The organism is Tianweitania sediminis, from assembly GCF_017813335.1.
GTDB lineage: Bacteria > Pseudomonadota > Alphaproteobacteria > Rhizobiales > Rhizobiaceae > Tianweitania > Tianweitania sediminis.
The window spans coordinates 90,790-110,997 of the sequence record NZ_JAGIYY010000002.1; the positions used below are offsets into that span (position 1 = coordinate 90,790).

The window sequence follows — 20,208 nt, forward strand, 5'->3', positions numbered from 1 at the left end:
CTTCATTGCAAATGTTAACGATGGCCCTATAAACGCTGCATATCGCTCCGGAAAATTTGGCGTATGACGGCGCAGGACATCACCAAACTTATCGTTCGCACCTCCATGAAGGATCGCGAAGCCTTTGATCTCCTGTATCGAGCCACCTCAGCGAAACTTTTCGGCGTTTGCCTGCGTGTCTTGAAAGATCGTGCTGAAGCGGAAGAAGCGCTCCAGGAGGTCTTCGTCAAAATCTGGACGAAAGCCGACCGGTTCGCGGTTTCGGAACTAAGCCCGATTTCCTGGCTGGTGGCCGTGGCACGCAACCACGCGATTGATCGCGTGCGCTTGAAGCGACACAAGACCACGGACATAGACGAAGCCTACGATGTCGCCGACACGGCGCCGACACCGGAAGCAGCGGCAATGGCGGGTGGCGAGCGTGATCGTGTATTCACCTGTTTGGACGAACTGGAGTCGGATCGGGCAGCCGCCGTTCGCGGTGCCTATCTGGATGGTGAAAGCTACCTGGACCTTGCTGAGCGCTTCAAGGTTCCATTGAATACAATGCGCACCTGGCTGCGGCGCAGCCTGATGAAGTTGAGAGACTGTTTGGAACGATGAGCGACGCAGGCACACAGGACCGAGAACCGGAAGGTGACGATATCGTCGCCGCCGAATATGTTCTTGGTCTCCAGACTGCGGAAGAACGAACGGCGGCTCAGCGTCGGATCGACGCAAGCCGCGAGTTTGCCGCCAGAGTTGACCGTTGGGAAGCGCACTTCGCGCCCCTTGCGGCTTCGTTCGAAGAAGTGGAGCCGCCCGCCGGAGTCAAGCAGCGCATCGATCGCGCCCTGTTCACGTCTGCAGCATCGAACGCAAAGGAGCGTCCTGGGATCTGGAGCAGCCTTGCCGTTTGGCGTACGCTCGCGATCGGCGCACTCGCCGCCTTGGTTGCCTTCGTCGCCCTACCGCAATTGCAGCCGAGCCCGCAGCAAGAGGGGCATCGAATGGTGGCCTCGCTTTCTGCAGAAGGCAGTGACGTGCATTTCATGGCGATGGTGGATCACGACACGAACTCCATCAGCCTTTCGCATGTTTCAGGCCAGCGCGCCGCGGGTCGTGACTTCGAGCTTTGGATGATCGAGGGACAGAACCCGCCGGTTTCGCTGGGCGTGATCCCGCAAGGGGAAACGTTCCGCATGCAAATGCCGGCGCCCTTGGCAGAACACGTGAATCGCGGCAACGTCTTTGCAATCAGCCTTGAGCCAACAGGTGGCTCGCCCACCGGTCAGCCAACGGGTCCGGTCGTGGCTGCCGGCGGACTTACCGAAATCTGAAAATAACTTTCGGCGGCGGTGAAACTCCGCCCAAGCAGGTCTCGTATCTCTCCCCATGCTTCCCAATAAAGGGAAGTGAACAGGGAGATATTTAGATGGCTAAGCTTGCTGCGTCCTTGCTGACGACCGTTGTTCTGTTTTCGGGTGCTGCGTTTGCTCAAGACAATCCAATGGTTGGCGGCGCCCCGATGTACGCCAACAAGAACATTGTTGAGAACGCCGTAAACTCCAAAGATCACACGACGCTGGTAGCGGCCGTGAAGGCTGCAGGCCTTGTGGAAACGCTTTCCGGCGAAGGTCCCTTCACTGTTTTCGCACCGACCAATGCCGCTTTCGAAGAACTGCCGGCTGGGACCGTTGACACGCTGTTGAAGCCCGAAAACAAGGACCAGCTCACCAAGGTCCTGACCTGTCACGTTGTTGCCGCTGATGCCATGTCATCGGCCATCGGCAAGATGATTTCCGACGATAACGGCGAACACGACGTCAACACCGTTGGCGGTTGCGTCCTGAAGGCGAAGATGGACGGCGACAAGATCACGCTCACCGACGAGAACGGCGGTGTGGCAACCGTGACGATCGCTGATGTCGACCAGTCGAACGGCGTCATTCACGTGATCGACAAGGTTCTTCTGCCGAAGTCATAATCACGGTCCTTGATCTGTTTGGCCCCGTTCCCCCGAAGGGGTGCGGGGCTTTCGCTCAAGCGGAATTGATTGCAGGCAAGCCCTGCGCACCCGATATAACAATCAGACACATCCAGGAGGCCACATCATGCAGCGACGTGATTTTCTTTATAGCGCAGCCGGTGCGGCAGTGTTGGCCGCCACCGGTACGTTCTTGTTTTCGCGCACATCCGCCAAAGCGGCTTCGGAGGGCGGAGCCTTTCCGGTCACCAAGACCGCTGCCGAATGGCGTGCGCAACTGACGCCGCAGCAATATGCTGTTCTGCGCGAGGAAGACACTGAACGCGCCTTCACCAGCCCTTTAAACAAAGAGCATCGCGTCGGCATGTTCCACTGCGCGGGCTGCGATCAGGCGGTTTATTCCTCCGACAAGAAGTTCGACTCCGGCACCGGTTGGCCGAGCTTCTGGGATGCGGTGCCGGGCGGCATCGGCACGAAGGAAGACAACACCTTCTTCATGACGCGGACGGAGTGCCACTGCGCCCGCTGCGGCGGCCACCTCGGCCACATCTTCAACGATGGCCCGCAGCCAACCGGCATGCGTCACTGCATCAACGGCGTTGCCATGGCCTTCAAGCCGTCCGCAACACAGTCTCCGGCTTAACGGCCGGCAGCGGCGAACAGGATCGCCGCCCGCACCTCATCAAGGCCCTCGCTCTTTTCCGAAGACGTCGCAACGACTTCGGGGAAGGCCGCGGGCCTTTTTCGGATCTTGTCCAACGTCTCGCTCTTGAGGCGAAGCACGGCGGGCGGCTTGATCTTGTCAGCCTTGGTCAGCACGACCTGGTAGGACACCGCCGCCTTGTCGAGCAGGTCCATGACGTCTGCGTCGCGCTTCATGATCCCGTGGCGGGCATCGATCAGCAGATAAACGCGCTTCAGCGTGACGCGACCCTTGAGATAATCGAACACGAGCTTGGTCCAGCGGTCCACCTCGTCTTTTGGCGCCTGCGCAAAGCCGTAGCCGGGCATGTCCACCAATGCCAAGGGCGGCAGGTCCTCGCCTTCGCCCGAGAAGCCGCCGGGAACGAAATAGTTGAGTTCCTGAGTTCGGCCGGGCGTGTTGGATGTCCGTGCCAACCCGCCTTGTTCCAGAAGCGCATTGATCAGCGATGACTTTCCGACGTTGGAGCGGCCCGCAAACGCGATTTCCGGCGGACCTTCCGGCGGAAGGAACTTCATGGCAGGCACGCCGCGGATGAACACCCAAGGGCGCTTGAACAGGCCAGGCTCCAGAGTGGGAACGCTTTCGGTCATTCGGCTGCCTCAAGTTTCGTGAGATCGGACCCGCGGATAGCATCCAGATTGCGGCTGATCTTTTCCATCGGCCAATCCCACCAGGCGAGGTCGAGAAGGCGTTGGGCGGTGGCGGGTTGGAAGCGCTGCTTGATTGGTCGTGCCGGATTGCCGCCCACGACGGTGTAAGGCGCCACATCGTCAACCACCACCGCGCGGCTGGCGATGATTGCGCCATGACCGATCGTGATACCCGGCATGATCATGGCCTGCATTCCAATCCAGACATCGTGACCGACCACGGTATCGCCGCGGCTTTCTGCCGCCCATGTCGCGGGGTCGAAGCCTGTTTCCCAGCCATGGCCAAAGATGTTGAAGGGGTAGGTCGAGAAGCCGGACATAGCGTGGTTGGCGCCGTTCATGATGAAGGTCACGCCTTCCGCCAACGCGCAAAAGCGGCCGATCACGAGTCGATCACCGATGAACGGGTAATGGTAAAGGACACAGCGCTCGACGAAGTGCTCAGGCCCGTTCGGGTCGTCATAGTAGGTGAAATCACCGATCTCGATGTTTTGCGCATCGACGATCGGTTTAAGAAAACCGACGCGCTTGTGAGCCGGTGCCATCGGATGCTTGATGTTGGGGTTCGGTCCGGCCAATGCGGCTCTCCGTCCAAAAAGAAAAAGGCCGGAAAAGCCGGCCATTTTGCTGTTACTCGGCTGGGCTCGGCTTCTTTCGGAACAATCCCGCCAGATTGTCCCAAAGCTCGATCTTCACGCCCTGCCGCTTCATGATCGTGCCCTGTTGCAGCACGGAAAGGAAGTTGTTCCACGCCCAGTAGATCACCAGTCCGGCGGGGAAGCCGGCCATCATGAAGGTGAAGATCACCGGCATCCAGTTGAAGATCATCGCCTGGGTCGGGTCCGGCGGTGTCGGGTTCATGCGCATCTGCAGGAACATCGTGATGCCCATGATCAGTGGCCAAACGCCGATCATCAGGAAGGCCGGCACGGCGAAGGGAAGCAGGCCGAACAGGTTGAAGATCGAGGTGGGATCGGGCGCTGCCAGATCCTGGATCCAGCCGAAGAACGGCGCGTGCCGCATCTCGATGGTGATGTAGAGCACCTTGTAGAGCGCAAAGAAGATCGGAATCTGCACCAGGATCGGCCAGCAACCCGCCAACGGATTGATCTTTTCCGTCCGGTAAAGCTCCATCATCGCCTGTTGCTGCTTCATACGGTCGTCGCCGTATTTCTCACGAATCTCGAGCAGCTTCGGCTGCACCTTCTTCATGTTCGCCATGGACTTGTAGCTCATGTTGGCGAGGGGGAAGAACACGGCCTTGACGATCACGGTCGTGGCAAGGATGGCGAGGCCGAAATTGCCGAGGAGCACGAAGAGGTGGTCGATCAGCCAGAACATCGGCTTGGTAATAAAGTGGAACCAGCCCCAGTCGATCAGGAGATCGAACTGGCGGATCTGGCGCTCTTCCGCATAAGCGTTGATTGTCTGCACCACCTTCGCGCCCGCGAACACGAGCGTTTCGTTGGTGCTGGACTGACCCGGTGCAATCGTCGTCGCGTCCGACAGGAAATCGGACTGATAGCTTGGCCGCGCTCCCTCGAAATAGGCGTAGCGCGGCTGGAACGGCTGCTTGCCCGATGGCACCAGCGCAGTAGCCCAATACTTGTCCGTGATGCCGAGCCAGCCATTGGTCGACTTGCCCGGCACGAATTGCTTGTCGTCTTCAAGGGACGAGTAGTTGTGTTCCTGGAGGCCTTCCTCGCCGGTCACACCGATGAGGCCTTCATGAAGCACATAAGCGGCCGCAGTGAGCGGCTTGTCGAACCGGGTAACCCGGCCATAGCCTGCCAGGCTGACAGGCTCGCCGCTGTTGTTGGTGACCGTATCGCTGACCGTGAACATGTAGTTGTTGTCGACAGAGACGGTCCGGCGGAACACCAGCCCTTGTCCATTGTCGTAAACGAGGGTGACCGGCGTCGAGGGGGTCAGCTGCGCGTTTGCGCCTTCGACCTGCCACTGCGTTTCGCCATTCGGCAGCGGACCCGGATTTCCACCGGCCGGCGCGCTATAGCCAAGTTCCGCGAAATAGCCGTTGGGCAGACCCGAAGGGCTCAGGAGTTCGATGAGAGGAGAATCGTCTTCAACGGTCAGACGGTATTGCTTTAGTCGGAGATCATCCAACCGCGCGCCGCGCAGGTTGATGGAACCGGACACGCTGGGGGTTTCGATCGGCACGCGCGGGGTTGCGGCAAGTGCCTGCTCGCGCGTTTGCGGCGTGGCGCCATCCGTACCCGGCACAGCGAGGTTGCCGCCACCGGCCGGTGCGAGCGCTGCGCCCCCGATGCCCGTGCCCGACTGCGGCAGGTTTTCGGTCGATCCGGCTGTTGTGCCCTGCTGGGCAGCCTGCTGATCGGCGGCGATCTGCGCCGCTTCCCGCTCTGCTTCCATGCGAGGGTTCATGTAGAACACCTGCCAAAGGGTCAGGATCAGCACCGACAGCGCGATGGTGATGAAGAAATTCCGGTTGTTTTGCATCTCTACAGGTCCTGACCCGAGTTCCGCCTAAGCCTTGTGGCGCTTTGCGGAAGGATTGGCCTTGGGGCGTAAGGCCGGCGCCGAAATCCGGCGCGAAAGTTCATCGGCTATGATCTGGAACGAGGTGCCGAGGCATTCCCGCCGTCCTACGATCACATAATCTGTGCCAGCCGCCATGTCACGGGCGGCATGAAGGCGCACGGCCTCCCGTAGTCGTCGCCTGATCCGGTTTCGCTCCACGGCGTTTCCGGCCTTTTTTGTGACGGTGAAACCCACGCGAGGCGGCGCTTCCCCCCGATGGGTGAGAACTTCAAGCAGGAACAAAGGTCCGCGGCGTTTCTCGCCCTGGCGCACGGCCAGAAACTCGGCTCGCTTTTTCAGCCGAACCGGCGCAGAAGCGCCGGAGCGGCTCGTGGCGGACATCGTCGCCTGCTCGATCGTTCTTTCTTAGGCCGACAGGCGGCTACGACCGCGATTGCGACGGGCGGCAACCACAGCACGACCACCCTTGGTGGCCATGCGCGCGCGGAAACCATGGCGGCGCTTACGGACGAGCTTCGACGGCTGATAGGTACGCTTCATTGTTTAATACCGCGGTGTGCGGCCCTTCTTATGGTCTAGCACGATGATGCAGGATCGATCTGGGGATCGACGCTGCAGAACGCTCGTTTTCCAGGGATCAGCTAGGCTGGCAAGGAATGAGCGGCAACCGACCGGCGCAAAAACATGCACCGGACCGGAAGCCCAAGCGTTGCGCGCTTCTAGGCATTGGCTGACGCCAAGTCAATCCGGCGAGGACTGCCGGCACCAACCGCATCACGTCTCGGGAGACGCAACGCTGTGGGAGAAACAGGATGAGGATTGCCGTCACTCTGCTGGTGATCGTGATCGGTGCAGTCTGCGATTCATTCTGGCAGCGTCGGGTGCAATCTCCGTAGCGGTGGGGTCAGGCGCGACGGGCAAGCCATCCTCGTGGACCTTCGGCATCGCCTTCGGATGCGTTTTCGCCGTCGCGTTGCTGGTGGCGGCCTACGTCAACCCATACCTGGGGTTCGCTGTAGACGTTGGCCTTATGTGGCCCGGCACTTAGCCGCCGTTCGTGAGACGGCGCTTTCCGGATCTGAAGAAGTCAGCCTCTTACAAAGTCGTACGGCGTCCCACCGCTCGTCCGTCTGGTCAGCGTGCAGGGGACGATCCGCAGCGTCCGGGTTGAGCCGGCGTCGACCACCTCCGGCACGAGGTCGCAAATTACAGCTCAACCTTGGCAGACAAGGTGGCGCTGAACTCATCTCTGCAGACCGTCGGCGAGATCGCGGACCATCTCGTCCGCTTGCTCTAAGCTCGTGCCCTGTACCGCTTAGCTTATCAGAGATTATACTGCGCCCAGCTATCGAAGTGCTCTTTCCAGCCAGCGTCGATCTCTGCGTGAGTGGGTAGGTTCTCCCAATCCGTCTGGCTGACCATTCCTCTTCCGAAAACGCCAGCGCCGCGCCCTTCATAGGCAGCGACCTCATCTGGGGTATCCAGAAGAGAGGTGATGTAGGACGCGACTTCCACCTTTGCGGCGAGAGTATCGGCGTCGTGACCTTGTGCTGCCTCGACCATCGCGAACACAAGATTAGCCGGAGAGAAAGCCGCACCGCTGCCGTCTGGATGTGGCGTGAAGTTCGAGACCCAGTATTGGAGCCCTGCTTCTTCCGGCAGGCGGTTGAAAAGGCTTTCATAGAAGCGTGAAATGGTTTCCGCCGCCTCGAGGCCGTTGAAGTTCATTGTGTACTCAACAGTGCCTGTGAGACCAGCCATGGCCTCGTAGTTGGTGCCGTCCTGGGTGAGTTCGTTCACCCAAGCAAGTCCGGCTGGGTCTGCCGGCCGATTGAAGACGGCGATGTAGATCAACTGCGGGTCAAGCATGTTCCATCCCTTGGCGACCACGGTGATCATCCGTATGCGGGGCTACGTAAGATGCGTTGATCTAGAACGTCAAGCATCCCGTCAGCGGCGACCAGCGGTCTTGTACCAGCGGCGCCAAGGCTGCGTGTCTCGGTCCTGATCGTACCGACGCTGCTCTGTCCTGCGGTCACCAGTGCCCGGCGCGCGATGGACAGGTGGTCATTTCGGCATTTTGACCCTGCCTTTTCCTCACTGACCCGCCAGAAGGGGTCCGCAGCTAGGCGGAGGAGGCGCAGGGTCGTCAGCGCCGCGACCGCGAACGTGTCGACTTCGCTTGCATCCGGAATTAGATAAAGAGGGTCGTACTCAGCGGTGGTCAGAAGACGGTCGGCTTTGGGACTGATTGCGAGGGCGAGATCGTAGCGCTGACATATGGGACAAAAAAGCTCGCCCTCACTCGGCGGGCTGCGAGCGCATCTTGCGACTCAACGGCTACCGCCCACCTTGGCTTCTCCGTCGATCACGTCGCCGATGGATCGCACGTAGTCGGTGAGAACGACAACAAGACCGGCACAACGTTCATTTGCGACGGCTGCGGAGCCACGGTGAAGAAGTTCTAAGATAACACCCCTCACCCGAAACTCACCTCTTCCGGCTGGCCATCGACGACATACGCGCGCTTCATGTTGAGCGGCACTGGAACGATGCGCGACTTCTGACAGTTGGTTCCCAAAGGGAAATGACCATGAGCGATCCTAAGACCCCGCAGCTCGTACCGGGCGATGAAACAGAGCCCGGCAGCAAGCAGAGTGCGCCAGACATCTGCCCCTCATGTGGAGGCAGCGGTGAGAAGGACGGCAAACCGTGTCCGGAATGCCAGGGGTCTGGGACGGTCGCCGTCATCGTCGGTGACGCATGAGCAACCAGCGCGCAGCAGGATCGTTGAATATCCTTCGAATGAAGGAGATCGATCCATGAACCTGACCCGTGTTCTTGCCCTGCTCCTGGTTCTGGCAGCACCTCTTACCTTAGCTGCTTGCGGTGAAGACGATGATCGCGAGATCGAGAACGGTGAAGTCGAAGACGACTGATGCGCCTTCAATGGGAGGGCCTGAATTGCGACCCAAGACACTGAAGATCGGATCCGCGGTTGTCGGCGCCATCGGACTGGTGCTTCTTTTGATGATGGTCACTGTCGAAGGCGAGCCGGGCGCTATCCCGCTCGCGCTGCTTCTGCTTGCCACCGCCGGCTACATTGCCGCCTGGTTGCGAGGGCGGTCATCTAAGGGTTAGCCGACCTGCGGTGCGCCCGGGCCTTTGCGCGTGGGCAGCCATCCTGTCTTCTAACTGGCCATGCATCAAGGCTCAGTTCCTTGCGGGTTGGCTCATTTACTCGCCGTACAGTAATTCTAACAGACTTGATGCGAGGTATATTCTATGATCCTCTCGTTTTGCGAAAGCAAACGAGAGGGGAATATTCATATGAGTAGAATAGTTCTCGCCGTGTCGGCAGCGATTTCGCTTGCCGGCTGCAATTCGACTATGATGACAAAAGAACCTGCCGCTGGCACCTTAGCGACTGGCGTAAAGGTATTGGTGGACGACGGCAGCTGCCCCCAGGGCCAGGTAAAGCAGGTCACAGGGAGCACGCCCGGAGTACCGCGAAAGAAAGAGTGTGTCGCTCGTCCTTCCTAATTCTGAGAGCGGGCTTCAACTGGATCTTTGAGAGCCAGGTATTTCGGTGCCGGGCTCTTTTGCTATGCTGTATCCGCTCCCACTCTCCGTGATGAGGATCGCGCTGGCGGGAGGCCGGCCGGCCGCCGGAGCAGCCTGTATGATCGAGTGATTTGAACTGACGCCATGGGCGTGAGCTCTAGAACACAAAAACCCGCCTCAGTGGGCGGGTCTCAGTTGCAACTTCTGCCGTTAAGCTTGTGCTGCCCTATTCGGTTGCCGGCCTCAAGTGAGGCAACTACCTTGATCGGCCTTCGTGATAGGCTTCAACTTCCTTTTCCATTTGTTCTCTGAATACGTTTTAGTCGAAGACCTGAAACTGGCTGACGAGAAGGTCCGCTGCGATCTTCCTGCTATCCACGCTGCCGGAGAGTTCTCGTGAACGAGATTTCCTCACCGTGAGCTACTCGATCATAGCAAAGCGCATGCGCGTGAACTCGCTCACCCAGAATTTGCGACCTTGATTGTTGCGAAGCGACAAGTTCAGAATTGCACGATCAGCATAGAGACCTGATTGGAACAGCCTTGCTGCGAACTCGCAGATCTCCGCTACGGTGTAGATGGCCGAGGTGACGCTGAGAACCGGTCCTTCCGGCTGCCGATCATGGTTGTCGAGATCCTCCCAAAGCGCTGTGTGACTGAGGAATTGAGTACTGGCGTACATCCGCCAAAACTCCAAATGGGAGACGGCCAGTCACAAGGGATTGAAGAAACTGTTGCCGCCGGCTGCTCGTGGTACAAGTGAAAGCCAGGGGTGCAGGCAACCAGCCGACGAGCCGCAGCCCAGCAACGTCTTGTGTTCAGGCATTGAAGGAACAAGGTTGGTCAACGGTCTGCACCGCCGAAGCGATCGCGCCCAAACTGCCGCTGCGGTGTCTTCAGGCTCCGACTGGAAGCGCTTTCTTCCGCTTGTTGTTGTGGTCGCCGGTTTGGCGACCGCGTATGCGCTGGGCTGGCAGCGCTATCTCGATTTCGACGTGCTTGTGGACAGCCGTGAAGCGCTCGGAACGTGGGTTGCCGCTCATCCGCTTCTGGCGCCAATCCTGTTCTTTTTCACATACGCCGCCGCGGTCGCCCTGTCTTTCCCCGCAGCGTCGATCCTGTCCATCTTCGGCGGCTTTCTGTTTGGTTGGCTGCTGGGGGGCGTTCTTGTTGCCGCCGCGGCGACGCTCGGCGCCACACTGGTTTTTCTTGCAGCAAAGTCGGCCTTGGGTGGCTCCTTGCGACGGCAGGTAAAAGGACGAGCCGAGAACCTTGCCCAAGGCTTCGAACAGAACGCCTTCGGCTATCTCCTGGCCCTTCGGCTTGCCCCCGTTTTCCCGTTTTTCATCATCAACATCGCGCCCGCCCTGTTCGACGTCGGGCTGCGGGTGTTTGTGACCGCCACCGCGATCGGCATTCTGCCTGGCGTCTTTGCTTATACCTACCTTGGTGCGGGTCTCGAAGACGCGATTGCTCAGGCTCAGCGCGCTGGAACCAGCCTGGAACCGAAGGATTTAGTGACGCCGGAACTGACGCTGGCCTTCGGGCTTCTTGCCGTCGTGGCGCTGGTGCCGGTGCTGTTCAAGAAGTGGAAGGCGCGCCGATCGCAATGAAGCGGTCTGCGATAAGGGGGGAGGGGATCTCATGACGAAGCTTCTGCAGCCGGATCTTTGCGTAATCGGGGCAGGATCCGGAGGGTTGTCCGTTGTGGCGGCTGCACGGGCTTTCGGAGTTTCCGTGGTTCTGATCGAGAAAGGCAAGATGGGCGGCGACTGCCTGAACTACGGCTGCGTCCCGTCCAAGTCCTTGCTGGCTGCAGCGCGTCGCGCCCACGAGATGCGCAATGCCACGCCGTTTGGCCTCCAGTCGGTGGATCCGGTCATCGATTTTGCTGCGGTGCGCCGGCATGTCCGCGGCGTGATCGACAGCATCGCGCCGATCGACTCGGAGGAGCGCTTCCGCGATTTGGGTGCGCAGGTGATACGGGCGCACGCCCGCTTCTTCGGCAAGGACACGCTTGAAGCCGGAGGGTTCACGATCAAGGCGCGTCGCATTGTTGTTGCCACCGGATCATCGCCCGTCATACCCCCGATCCCCGGCATCGACACGGTTGAGGTGCTTACCAACGAGACCATTTTCGACGTGGCAGAACTGCCCCGCCACCTGGCGATCCTTGGAGGCGGGCCTGTCGGTGTCGAACTGGCACAGGCTTTCCGCCGGCTGGGCGCGCAAGTCACGGTTCTGGACCGCGGCCGCATCCTGAAAAAGGAGGACGCGGATCTTGCCGATGTCACCCTGGCTTCGTTTCGTCGCGACGGCGTGGATCTGCGGCCGAACACCACGCTGAGCCGCGTCGAAAAACATCCCGGAGGTCTCCGTCTGCACCTGGCATCAGCCGGAAAGCCGTCGACCCTTGAGGCCTCCCAGTCGACCCTTGAGGCCTCCCATCTGCTTGTCGCGGCAGGACGCCGCCCGAACGTGACAGATCTCGGTCTGGAAGCGGCAGGTGTTGAGTTCAACGAGCAGGGCATAAAGGTCGACAACAGCTTGCGCAGTGTCAGCAACAGCCTGATCTACGCCGTCGGGGACGTTGCCGGCGGGGCTCAATTTACCCATGCCGCCAACTACCATGCAGGCCTCGTTTTGCGTCCGATCCTGTTCCGTGCACCGGCCAAGGTTCGGCCAGAAATCATCCCGCGCGTGACCTACACCGATCCGGAAATCGCCGCGGTGGGCGCAACGGAAGAGGAAGCCCGCATGCTGCCGGGCAAGCATCGCGTGTTGCGTTGGCAGATCGCCGACAACGACCGTGCCCGTGCCGAACATGAAACGGAAGGCTTCATCAAAGTGATCGCCGGAACGGGCGGCAAGATCCTGGGCGTGGCGATCGTGGGGCGCAATGCCGGCGAACTCATCCACATCTGGGCGCTTGCCATAGCCCAGAACCTCAGCCTGAAGGACATGACCTCCTACGTCGCGCCCTATCCAACGGTTGGGGAAATTGGCAAACGCGTTTCTGTCTCCTATTTTGAGGCAATGACTCGCAAGCCGATCGTGCGAGGGCTGCTCGGCGGGCTAAGACTGTTCGGCTGAAGCTTGCCTCACCGCCAAAGCGGCTGTTAAGGGATGCACAATGGCGCGGGACGCCGCCAATCCAGCGGTGACAGACGAAGCCGAGCTTGCTTCGGACCGCATTCCTGTGTTCCGTCGCTTGTCCACCAAGCTTCTGATGCTGACGATCCTGTTCGTCATGATCGCGGAAGTGCTGATTTTCCCGCCATCCGTTGCTGATTTCCGCAACCGCTGGTTTGAAGAACGGCTCAGCACGGCTGCAGCCATCAGCCTGGTCATCTTGCGCACGGATCGTGGGCCCATCGAGGATGCGGCACAGGAAGATGTCTTGAGGGCCATCGGTGCCATCGCCATCGCCGTTCGAGACGCCGGTGAATCGCGGCTCCTGCTCGTCTCGCAGATGCCCCCAGAAGTCGACGAGCACATCGACCTGGACACGATTGGACCCTTTGAGTCGATACGAGGCGCCTTCGATACGCTTCTTTTTGGAGGCGATCGGGTGGTGCGGGCTTACGGCCATGTAGGCGAGAGCAACAAAGAGTTCGAGCTCATCATCCGTGATGCGGATCTGCGCAAGGCCATGCTGGTTTATGCGCGCAACATCGCGCTCCTGTCGCTTCTGATCTCGGTGATCACCGCGGGTCTCGTGTTTTTCACGATCCTGCAGATGATGGTGCGGCCAATTCGCCGGCTGCGCGCTTCCATGCAGCGCTTTGCTGATCAGCCGGACGACCCTGGCAAGATCATCCAGCCCCAGCCCCGAAAAGACGAACTTGGCTTTGCCCAGCGTGGCCTGGCGTCCATGCAAAGCCAGCTCCAGAAGCAGCTTGGCGAACAGAAGCACCTGGCGGATCTCGGGCTGGCCGTGTCCAAGATCAACCATGACATGCGCAACATTCTGGCTTCCGCGCAGCTGATGTCCGACCGCCTGCGCAACGTGAAGGACCCGGCCGTGCAGGCCTTTGCGCCCAAGCTGGTGCGTACGCTCGATCGTGCGGTCGCCTATTCGGAAGGCGTGTTGTCCTATGGCCGCGCACAGGAAGCGCCGCCGACGCGCCGGCGCCTGCGCCTGCACCAGGTGGTGGAAGAAGTCGGCGAACTGCTCGGTATCGAGCCCGAAGGCGACCTCGAATTCATCAACGCCATTCCCGCCGACTTCGAGATCGATGCCGATCCAGACCACCTGTTCCGGATCCTGAGCAATCTGTGCCGCAACGCCGTGCAGGCCATGGCGACTGAGCCCTCCGCAGCCGTGGTGTCGCGCGTCACAGTTGCTGCCGAGCGGATCGGCACGGTGTCGCGGATCACCGTGACCGATACCGGTCCGGGGCTGCCGGAAAAAGCGCGCCGCAATCTCTTCGCCGCGTTCCGCGGTTCGGCCCGCAGTGGCGGCACCGGCCTGGGTCTTGCCATCGCGCATGAGCTTGCCCGGGCGCACGGGGGAACGCTCGATCTGGTGCAAAGCGTTGGTGGCCATACCCAGTTTGCGCTGGGCATTCCCGACCAGCCGGTGCGGCTCGAAGAAGCGCGCGCCGTGCTTCGCCGCAACGGTTGACTCAGCCGTAGGGAACCGGCGGCAGGTTGCGCCGCAAGTCCCGGCGTCGGGGCGGCACGGCCAAGCCAGTGAAGGTGTAGACATCGAGGTTGAGGTTGGGGTTGTAATAGGGATCTTCCACCAGCGCCGAGCGCCATTTGGCGCGCAGTTCTGCCAGTTCCTTGTCCGCACGGCTGCGATCGGACAAACGACCGACCTCTTTCGAACGTGAGGCTGACTCCTTGTGGAGCAGCTCCGCTTCAGGCGACCAGATCAACACCCGGCCTGCCGCGCGAAGCTTCAACGACAGATCAACATCATTGAAGGCGACGGGAAACATCAACTCATCCAACCCACCCACGGCCAGATAATCGCTCCGGCGCATCAGCATGCAGGCAGCGGTCAGCGCGCCGCATTCCCGCGCAACACGGATGCCGTCGAGGTAGCCGGGCTCATCGGCAAGATAGCGGTCGTATGCGTGGGAGGCCGCGAAGCCGGTGCCGAGCACCACGCCGCCATGCTGCAGCATGCGATTAGGCCAGGTGAGTTTGGCACCGACGGCTCCGACATCCGGTCGTGCGAAGTGGCTTTGCATCGCAGACAACCAGCCGGGTGCGATGATCTCGACATCATTGTTCAGCAGGCAGATGAAGTCGGCAGTGGAATGACCAACCGCCCGATTGTTGAGCCGGGAGTAGTTGAAGGGGCCATCATCGCGCAGGATCTTGATGGCTCCGCGCTGTTCGAGTTCGGTCAGATAAGCGCGTGTTTCGCGTTCCACCGATCCGTTGTCGATCACGGTCACCTGATAATGCGGATGCTCGGTTCGTTCGAAGAGGGTGGTGAGGCAGGGCTTCAGCAAATCAAGCCGGTCCCGCGTCGGGATGATGATTTCGACCTGTCCCTCAGGTTGCGGTCTGCGCAGCCGTACTACCGGGTAGGTCTGACCTGCCGTCGCGTCCACGTCATGCATGATGCCGATGCGCGCGCAATGGTGCTGCACCGCATCCTTCAAGAGCAACGCGGCCAGTTGCGGCGGTCGTTGCGGCACGTTTGCCAACACGCGCGGCAAATGCGCAACCTTGTCACGCAGGGACGGCGCGGCCTGTTCCAACGCAGCGAACAGGACGTCATAGGCGTTGCAAGAAACATCGTTGAAGCGGACTTGCTCCATCAGGCCGGGTGACAGCGCAAAAAGGCCTTCACCATAGCCTTGGCTCAGCATGCGCTCGTAGTCGAAGGCCGGCGCCAGCACTGGCACGGTCAGGCCCTCGCCGTTGAACAGCGTGTGGTCGGCGAAAACAACACCGGGCGGATGATCGCCGCTGCTGAAGGCCTCGCCTAACAGGCGACAGGCCTTGGGATTGAAGCTGGTCCCGCCGCGCACAACCAGAACTGCCTTGAGTGGCACCCCGCGCAGCAGCGCCTTCTGCAACTGGGACCATGCTTCTGCGGTGAACCGTCCGTGATCGTCCGTATCAAGGATCCCGACCCGCACCGAGACGCCGCCGACCTGTTCTCGGAGAGAAGCCACGGTGACTTCTTGCGCGCTCCGGCCGATGATCACGATGCCGACGGTCATCGGATCGTCGGTCGGCCCAAAATCTTCGGGTTCCTCCACCTTCTGGAACCAGGTCGAGTAGCCGTCAAACGGAAGCGAGGCCGGAACCAGGAGATCCAGATGGTCCAGCAGTCGGTCCCGGAGCGCGTCGCGCTCTTTCAATCCCGCAAGCGCTCGATCCGCAAGCCCGCGGAAGCCGGCCAGATCCGCGACGATCCACAAGGGGCTGCCATCAAGCTCTGCTCCATTGGGGTCGAGCACACGGACCGTGTGAAGCGCACCGTCCGCGAGACCCGCCGGCAGGAAAAGATCGAAGGCGCTGTCCCGCTCGCTTTCGCTGCTCGGGCTATGACTTACAACAGCATCGATGCGGCTCGAACCTTCGAAGACCTGAAGGCCTCCGCTGATCTCGCGCACCTGAAAGCCATGGAGGATACCGCTCAAGCGGAGCCCTCCACGCCAAACAACGTGACCGCCGAGGCTGACGGGTTCGACCACCGGACCGAGGGAAGGCGAGACCGACGCGAGCACCAGGGAGGTGTTGGCAATCCGCAGCGTATAGCGACGCCGAAACGGCTTTCGTCCTGAGTCAGGCTCGTCCAGAGTCACGGCAAAGCCGTAGCAGCCATCACCATGCCCGGCGTCCCGCAGGTGCGGAAGGAAAGCTTCTGCTCGAGCAACCATCAGCGCTTGGTCGTCGCAATCCACTTCAACAACGAACCGACGGTCGGGCTGTTTTGGATCAATTACCCAGCCGACAAGTAACTGGCCCTGGATGCGAAGCTCGGCAATGATGGCTGAAGACACGTAAACTGCCGCGAAGAAGGAAGGTCTGGACGCTATAGCATCAGGGAAGCAGGCACAGGAACCGTCTTCCTCAACGCGTCGACGATCGCGCTGGCCGTCACATGATGCGGGAGAACGATAAGATCGTCCGCAGGGATATCCAGCGGTTCCACGAGGCTCGCGCTGAGGGAAAAAAGCGGGCGTGCGGTTTGCAGCAGCAGATCCTGCACTGGATGCTCATAATTTTTTGTTCGCATCAGGCACAGGGATGCGTGCGTGGCGTGAAGACGCAGGAGATCGGCGATACGGTCGTGGTCGAAATCGGCTCCGTTGATGACCCGCGTGGTTGCAAGCATGGCAGGCGAGGCTTGCCGCCCAAACAAAACCAGGTACCAGGGCAGGTTGTCGACAAGAAACGATCGCGCCATCTGCAGCACGAGCTCTGCAGCTTGACTGTCATCGGCTTCACAGAAAACGGCAACGGCCGCCGCGTCCATCTCGTCTCCGGCCGGACGGGAAAGGACCGGAGCCTGCGACGCGCGGGGCTTTTCAAGCCGCACGTCGTCACGTCCCAGCCGGTGCGCGAGCCTCATCAGCGTCGGCGACACGGTTTCGATCTGTCGCGCGCCTTCCAGGAGATCGGCTGCAAAGAGCCCGTCGCCGAACTCGGATCCCGTGAGACGCAGATCATGCGGCGCTCCAAGCAGAGCGGGCAGCGAAAACAACGGTTCAGTGACGGAAGACAATTCGGTGAACAGGACCGATTCGACGCGAAAGGCGGACAGCAGCGCCGCAAGCTCCTTGGCTGCCGCGCTCGACTCCGAAACGGTAAGGTCAAGCTGCCGAGGCGCCAAAAGCGTACTGCTTTCCAGACGCAGTACCAAACCGTCAGGTTGAAGGCGTATCGGTGTTACAAGGATCACCGGAACGTCCCTTCCGGACTGCGGGGTGGCCGACATGTGCCGCGTGGAAGCTTGGCTGCCGACTTCCAGCGCGATCGATCCGACGCCGATGCCGCTGCCGAGAACATCAAGCTGGAAGGCGCTGCGGACATCCGCAAGAGGGTCTTCGGTCTGGAAGCGGAGCGTGTCGCGGCGAATGGACGGGAATCGCCGCTCAAGTTCTCCGAGGTTGCGCACCACCAGTGCGCGCTTGGTATCCTTGAAGGACTGACCGCCTTCATGTCCAACAAAGACGTCGCAGGCGCAGACATTACGGAGCCCGTGTTCAGCTACACGAAGGCAGTAATCGACTTCCTCCAGATAGCCCTGGTCGTAGTCGAGGTCGTTGAGGAACCCGCAGGCATCGCGCGCCGCCTGCGTGATCAGCATGCAGAAGCCGACACCGTTCGGAACATCGACCACCCGGCCGCGATTGGCTTCGGCGACCAACGCATCGATGCGACGCACCACATTGGGGGAGGGCATCGGAGCAGAGGTGAACATCTGCGGCATCGACGTGACTTCGCCGTTGTTCGACAAGGGGGTCACGGTGCCCACACCTAGCTTTCGCGCAGCCGAAACCATGCGGTCCAGCCAACCAGGCGGGACGATCGTGTCCGCGTTCAAGAGAACCACCGGGCCGTACGGAAAGGCTGCCAGTGCCGTGTTGACGCTGGCGATGAAGCCGAGATTGGCGGGGTTGCGCAGGATCTTCAGTTCGAAGCCCTGCTGCGCCGCTCGGGCCGCTGCCGTATGCAGCATCGCAGGGATGCGTGGGTCCGGTCCCCGGTCGTCCACAAGAACGATCCGGTGGCGCGTCGTGCTTGCATGCTCGTCCAGAAGCGCATCGAGGCTCGCCTGTGTCGCCGCCAGACCGTCAAAAACCGGCATGATCACGGTCACTAGCGCCGAGTTCGTGCCCTCCGGCACGATCGGTGTGCCTGTGGGCTTCGATGTGTGTTGATGCCAGGGCCGGCCATGCCACGGCTTCGGCCACCACAGGCTGTTACCGGGCGAAGAAAGGGCAACGCTCCGCTCGCCCTCCGGCCACGGCATTTCAACGACGCTTGCATGTCCCAGAACCGAGGCCCGGTCATGATTGCTGCTTGTTCGTGTGACGACTTGCCGGCGTTGACCAGAAAAGCGCCCCTCAATTGAAACGTCTTCAGCGGACTTCGTCAGGAGCAAGATGCGAATGGCCGAGCCGCTGATCCTGGTGAGCGCGACACCGGACCACGTCCCGTCATCAAGAACGCGCGTGAGACAAAACCGTAGAACGGCTGGTGCGGTGTCGATGGAAACCAGACGGCGGGCGAACTGCACGAGCCGGCTGGGCTCGTCCGTCGAACGCCACAACTGGTGGAGCATGCGCATCTGCAATGCTGGCAGCGTCGGATCGATGGCAAACGCCGCTTCGAGGTCTGCGGTACTCAAGGCGGACTGCCCGAGTTTGCCGTAGACTTCGGACCGGAACAGCAGGTCTTCGGTTGCCGGGATCGGCAGCGAACAGCAAAGATCAAGGCATCGAAGGGCTTCACGCCACTCGCCTCGGCCGTAGGCCTCCAAGGCATGGTGGATCAAGGATTGCCGCCAGCGCCACCGCGTTGAATGGCTTTGCGCCCAAACCGGAAAACGTATCGCTGATCCGTCGCTCGCACTGTCAACGGGCATGTGAGCCGCGGCAGAGATGGAAAGGTCCATGTGCCAGATCAAGCCGCTTTTCGAGCGGGGCCAATGACGAGCATTAGGCCCAAAAGAAAAGCGGCGGGAGCATGTCCCGCCGCTTGATGTTCATTCAGACCGATCAGGCGTTCCCGACCGTCGGGGTCTGGTTGAGGTTGATCAGATTGTCGAAAGTGACATCCGCCTCGTTGGAAACTGCAAAGTTGAGGGCAACTTCTGCCTTCGACATGCCGCCGGCGAGCTGGGCCAGCCAATAGGCTTCGCCACCTTCGTCGGCATCGCGACCGAAAGCACCCTGGTACATGATGTCCAGGAACTGTTCGTCCGAGAGGCTGTCCACGTCGCCAAACTGCGCGGTGAACTCTTCCGAATGCAGCATGAAGTCGGCAGTGCTGAGCAAATCTTCAGTGGAAGGCGCGCCGGAGAAGTATTCGATGCCACCCTCGTCAGCCGAGCGACCGAGGATCACTTCGTACAGCGTGGCCGACGCAACATCGTTCACCGTGTTGAGGTTCATGACGACGCTGCCATCGGCAAACTGGACATATTCCAGGTCGTTCATGGTGATGACGCCGCCGGCTTCGTTCGTCAGCGTCAAGACGCCGTTGGCGAACACAACCGTGTAATCTTCGATCGAACCCTCGACGCGCCCGATATCGAAGCCGTTGCCACCATCGAACGTGGCTTCAACAGCCGCTTCGTTCTCCGGAGTGTCCGGATTATCGGTGGGCATGGAGATCGAGATGATGTCCTTGGCTTCGGTCAGCGCAACGCCAACATCACCCGTGACATTGAAGGTCGCCTGAACACCCGTGGGACCAGTCAAGAGAAGCGCCGAGACGCCAGCCGGAATGTCGATCTCGCCCGAAACGGAACCGGGCGCTGCGATCAAGATGTCCGTACCGGGAGCCACCGTAGAACCCGGCGTCCAGCCTTGATTGATGGTGACGTCACCACCGGCGTCGCCGTTGGCTTCGAGAGCCGCAAGGATCTTTGCCGAAAGGAAGTTGCCAACCGTGCTTTCCAGGTTGGTCTCAACGGTCGCGCGCGGCGAGTCGTAGGTAGCCATGGATCCCTCTCAAAAATAGTTGCGGCACTTCGAAAGAACCGCGCCCCTTGATGCAGCCGCGTCCCTAGTAGGACAGCTTCCCTGACTGACTACCTATTTAGTAGCATCTATACCCGGGGCTGTCGATAGAGATGTTGCACTGCCGAAGAATAAAAT

The 20,208-nt window shown here is 60.6% G+C and carries 19 protein-coding genes; 9 read left to right on the forward strand and 10 right to left on the reverse strand.

Features of this window, described 5'->3' with window-relative positions; translation table 11 throughout:
* Positions 1-63 precede the first annotated feature (63 nt).
* From J5Y06_RS07525 to msrB, 4 genes are all read left to right on the forward strand, one after another.
* Positions 64-603 (forward strand): sigma-70 family RNA polymerase sigma factor, encoded by a 540-nt coding sequence (locus tag J5Y06_RS07525; protein ID WP_209334532.1) that lies wholly within the window; start codon positions 64-66, stop codon positions 601-603.
* Positions 600-1,319, forward strand: a complete 720-nt coding sequence (locus J5Y06_RS07530; RefSeq protein WP_209334533.1) for an anti-sigma factor — start codon at positions 600-602, stop codon at positions 1,317-1,319. The genes J5Y06_RS07525 and J5Y06_RS07530 overlap by 4 nt, the downstream gene beginning before the upstream one ends.
* 95 nt (positions 1,320-1,414) lie before the next feature.
* Complete coding sequence (locus tag J5Y06_RS07535) at positions 1,415-1,966, forward strand: fasciclin domain-containing protein (protein WP_209334534.1); 552 nt, start codon at positions 1,415-1,417, stop codon at positions 1,964-1,966.
* A gap of 127 nt (positions 1,967-2,093) precedes the next feature.
* The gene (gene msrB / locus J5Y06_RS07540) at positions 2,094-2,609 is read left to right on the forward strand and encodes a peptide-methionine (R)-S-oxide reductase MsrB (protein ID WP_209334535.1); all 516 of its coding nucleotides are present in this window, start codon (positions 2,094-2,096) and stop codon (positions 2,607-2,609) included.
* Here msrB and yihA read toward each other — a convergent pair.
* From yihA to J5Y06_RS07570, 6 genes are all read right to left on the reverse strand, one after another.
* A complete protein-coding gene (gene yihA / locus J5Y06_RS07545) occupies positions 2,606-3,262 on the reverse strand; it encodes a ribosome biogenesis GTP-binding protein YihA/YsxC (RefSeq protein WP_209334536.1) in 657 nt (218 codons plus the stop codon). The genes msrB and yihA overlap by 4 nt on opposite strands.
* Complete coding sequence (locus tag J5Y06_RS07550; protein WP_425348068.1) at positions 3,259-3,867, reverse strand: CatB-related O-acetyltransferase; 609 nt, start codon at positions 3,865-3,867, stop codon at positions 3,259-3,261. Before J5Y06_RS07550 ends, yihA begins: the two co-directional genes overlap by 4 nt.
* An 85-nt stretch (positions 3,868-3,952) precedes the next feature.
* Entirely contained in the window at positions 3,953-5,800 is a 1,848-nt protein-coding gene (gene yidC, locus J5Y06_RS07555; RefSeq protein ID WP_209334538.1) for a membrane protein insertase YidC, read from the reverse strand.
* Positions 5,801-5,827: 27 nt separating this feature from the next.
* On the reverse strand, positions 5,828-6,223 hold the full coding sequence (gene rnpA, locus J5Y06_RS07560; protein ID WP_209334539.1) for a ribonuclease P protein component: 396 nt from the start codon (positions 6,221-6,223) through the stop codon (positions 5,828-5,830).
* A gap of 24 nt (positions 6,224-6,247) precedes the next feature.
* Positions 6,248-6,382, reverse strand: coding sequence for a 50S ribosomal protein L34 (gene rpmH, locus J5Y06_RS07565; protein ID WP_209334540.1), 135 nt, complete (start codon positions 6,380-6,382; stop codon positions 6,248-6,250).
* A gap of 783 nt (positions 6,383-7,165) precedes the next feature.
* On the reverse strand, positions 7,166-7,711 hold the full coding sequence (locus J5Y06_RS07570) for a hypothetical protein (RefSeq protein WP_209334541.1): 546 nt from the start codon (positions 7,709-7,711) through the stop codon (positions 7,166-7,168).
* Between the two features lie 1,095 nt (positions 7,712-8,806).
* On the opposite strand from J5Y06_RS07570, the gene J5Y06_RS07575 reads away from it, so the two are divergent.
* The gene (locus J5Y06_RS07575; protein ID WP_209334542.1) at positions 8,807-8,983 is read left to right on the forward strand and encodes a hypothetical protein; all 177 of its coding nucleotides are present in this window, start codon (positions 8,807-8,809) and stop codon (positions 8,981-8,983) included.
* A gap of 189 nt (positions 8,984-9,172) precedes the next feature.
* Positions 9,173-9,385: a DUF6719 family protein gene (locus J5Y06_RS23420; protein ID WP_342453386.1), complete on the forward strand. Its 213-nt coding sequence runs from the start codon at positions 9,173-9,175 to the stop codon at positions 9,383-9,385.
* A gap of 442 nt (positions 9,386-9,827) precedes the next feature.
* On the opposite strand, the gene J5Y06_RS07580 is transcribed toward J5Y06_RS23420, so the two are convergent.
* Positions 9,828-10,088, reverse strand: a complete 261-nt coding sequence (locus J5Y06_RS07580) for a hypothetical protein (protein WP_209334543.1) — start codon at positions 10,086-10,088, stop codon at positions 9,828-9,830.
* A 157-nt stretch (positions 10,089-10,245) separates the two neighbouring features.
* Here J5Y06_RS07580 and J5Y06_RS07585 point away from each other — a divergent pair, with 157 nt between their 5' ends.
* Genes J5Y06_RS07585 through J5Y06_RS07595 form a run of 3 tightly spaced genes read left to right on the forward strand, consistent with a single transcriptional unit; the run spans position 10,246 to position 14,033 of the window.
* A complete protein-coding gene (locus J5Y06_RS07585) occupies positions 10,246-11,019 on the forward strand; it encodes a TVP38/TMEM64 family protein (protein WP_245247696.1) in 774 nt (257 codons plus the stop codon).
* 31 nt (positions 11,020-11,050) lie between these two features.
* On the forward strand, positions 11,051-12,499 hold the full coding sequence (locus J5Y06_RS07590; protein WP_209334544.1) for a dihydrolipoyl dehydrogenase family protein: 1,449 nt from the start codon (positions 11,051-11,053) through the stop codon (positions 12,497-12,499).
* A 40-nt stretch (positions 12,500-12,539) separates the two neighbouring features.
* Positions 12,540-14,033, forward strand: a complete 1,494-nt coding sequence (locus J5Y06_RS07595; RefSeq protein WP_209334545.1) for a sensor histidine kinase — start codon at positions 12,540-12,542, stop codon at positions 14,031-14,033.
* Between the two features lies 1 nt (position 14,034).
* Here the strand turns inward: J5Y06_RS07595 and J5Y06_RS23425 are convergent, their stop codons facing one another.
* The 3 genes from J5Y06_RS23425 to J5Y06_RS07610 all read right to left on the reverse strand — a co-directional run bounded on the left by J5Y06_RS23425 (position 14,035) and on the right by J5Y06_RS07610 (position 20,052).
* Positions 14,035-16,380, reverse strand: a complete 2,346-nt coding sequence (locus tag J5Y06_RS23425; protein WP_209334546.1) for a glycosyltransferase family 2 protein — start codon at positions 16,378-16,380, stop codon at positions 14,035-14,037.
* A gap of 32 nt (positions 16,381-16,412) precedes the next feature.
* Complete coding sequence (locus tag J5Y06_RS07605) at positions 16,413-19,001, reverse strand: glycosyltransferase family 2 protein (RefSeq protein WP_209334547.1); 2,589 nt, start codon at positions 18,999-19,001, stop codon at positions 16,413-16,415.
* A gap of 103 nt (positions 19,002-19,104) precedes the next feature.
* Positions 19,105-20,052, reverse strand: coding sequence for a DUF4214 domain-containing protein (locus J5Y06_RS07610; protein WP_209334548.1), 948 nt, complete (start codon positions 20,050-20,052; stop codon positions 19,105-19,107).
* Positions 20,053-20,208: the final 156 nt, after the last annotated feature.

What these genes read in the sequence shown, in the direction of transcription:
- J5Y06_RS07525 (WP_209334532.1), top strand. Translation starts at nt 64, where the DNA reads ATGACGGCGCAGGACATCACCAAACTTATCGTTCGCACCTCCATGAAG.
- J5Y06_RS07530 (WP_209334533.1), top strand. Translation starts at nt 600, where the DNA reads ATGAGCGACGCAGGCACACAGGACCGAGAACCGGAAGGTGACGATATC.
- J5Y06_RS07535 (WP_209334534.1), top strand. Translation starts at nt 1,415, where the DNA reads ATGGCTAAGCTTGCTGCGTCCTTGCTGACGACCGTTGTTCTGTTTTCG.
- msrB (WP_209334535.1), top strand. Translation starts at nt 2,094, where the DNA reads ATGCAGCGACGTGATTTTCTTTATAGCGCAGCCGGTGCGGCAGTGTTG.
- yihA (WP_209334536.1), bottom strand. Translation starts at nt 3,262, where the DNA reads ATGACCGAAAGCGTTCCCACTCTGGAGCCTGGCCTGTTCAAGCGCCCT.
- J5Y06_RS07550 (WP_425348068.1), bottom strand. Translation starts at nt 3,867, where the DNA reads ATGGCACCGGCTCACAAGCGCGTCGGTTTTCTTAAACCGATCGTCGAT.
- yidC (WP_209334538.1), bottom strand. Translation starts at nt 5,800, where the DNA reads ATGCAAAACAACCGGAATTTCTTCATCACCATCGCGCTGTCGGTGCTG.
- rnpA (WP_209334539.1), bottom strand. Translation starts at nt 6,223, where the DNA reads ATGTCCGCCACGAGCCGCTCCGGCGCTTCTGCGCCGGTTCGGCTGAAA.
- rpmH (WP_209334540.1), bottom strand. Translation starts at nt 6,382, where the DNA reads ATGAAGCGTACCTATCAGCCGTCGAAGCTCGTCCGTAAGCGCCGCCAT.
- J5Y06_RS07570 (WP_209334541.1), bottom strand. Translation starts at nt 7,711, where the DNA reads ATGCTTGACCCGCAGTTGATCTACATCGCCGTCTTCAATCGGCCGGCA.
- J5Y06_RS23420 (WP_342453386.1), top strand. Translation starts at nt 9,173, where the DNA reads ATGAGTAGAATAGTTCTCGCCGTGTCGGCAGCGATTTCGCTTGCCGGC.
- J5Y06_RS07580 (WP_209334543.1), bottom strand. Translation starts at nt 10,088, where the DNA reads ATGTACGCCAGTACTCAATTCCTCAGTCACACAGCGCTTTGGGAGGAT.
- J5Y06_RS07590 (WP_209334544.1), top strand. Translation starts at nt 11,051, where the DNA reads ATGACGAAGCTTCTGCAGCCGGATCTTTGCGTAATCGGGGCAGGATCC.
- J5Y06_RS07595 (WP_209334545.1), top strand. Translation starts at nt 12,540, where the DNA reads ATGGCGCGGGACGCCGCCAATCCAGCGGTGACAGACGAAGCCGAGCTT.
- J5Y06_RS07605 (WP_209334547.1), bottom strand. Translation starts at nt 19,001, where the DNA reads ATGGACCTTTCCATCTCTGCCGCGGCTCACATGCCCGTTGACAGTGCG.
- J5Y06_RS07610 (WP_209334548.1), bottom strand. Translation starts at nt 20,052, where the DNA reads ATGGCTACCTACGACTCGCCGCGCGCGACCGTTGAGACCAACCTGGAA.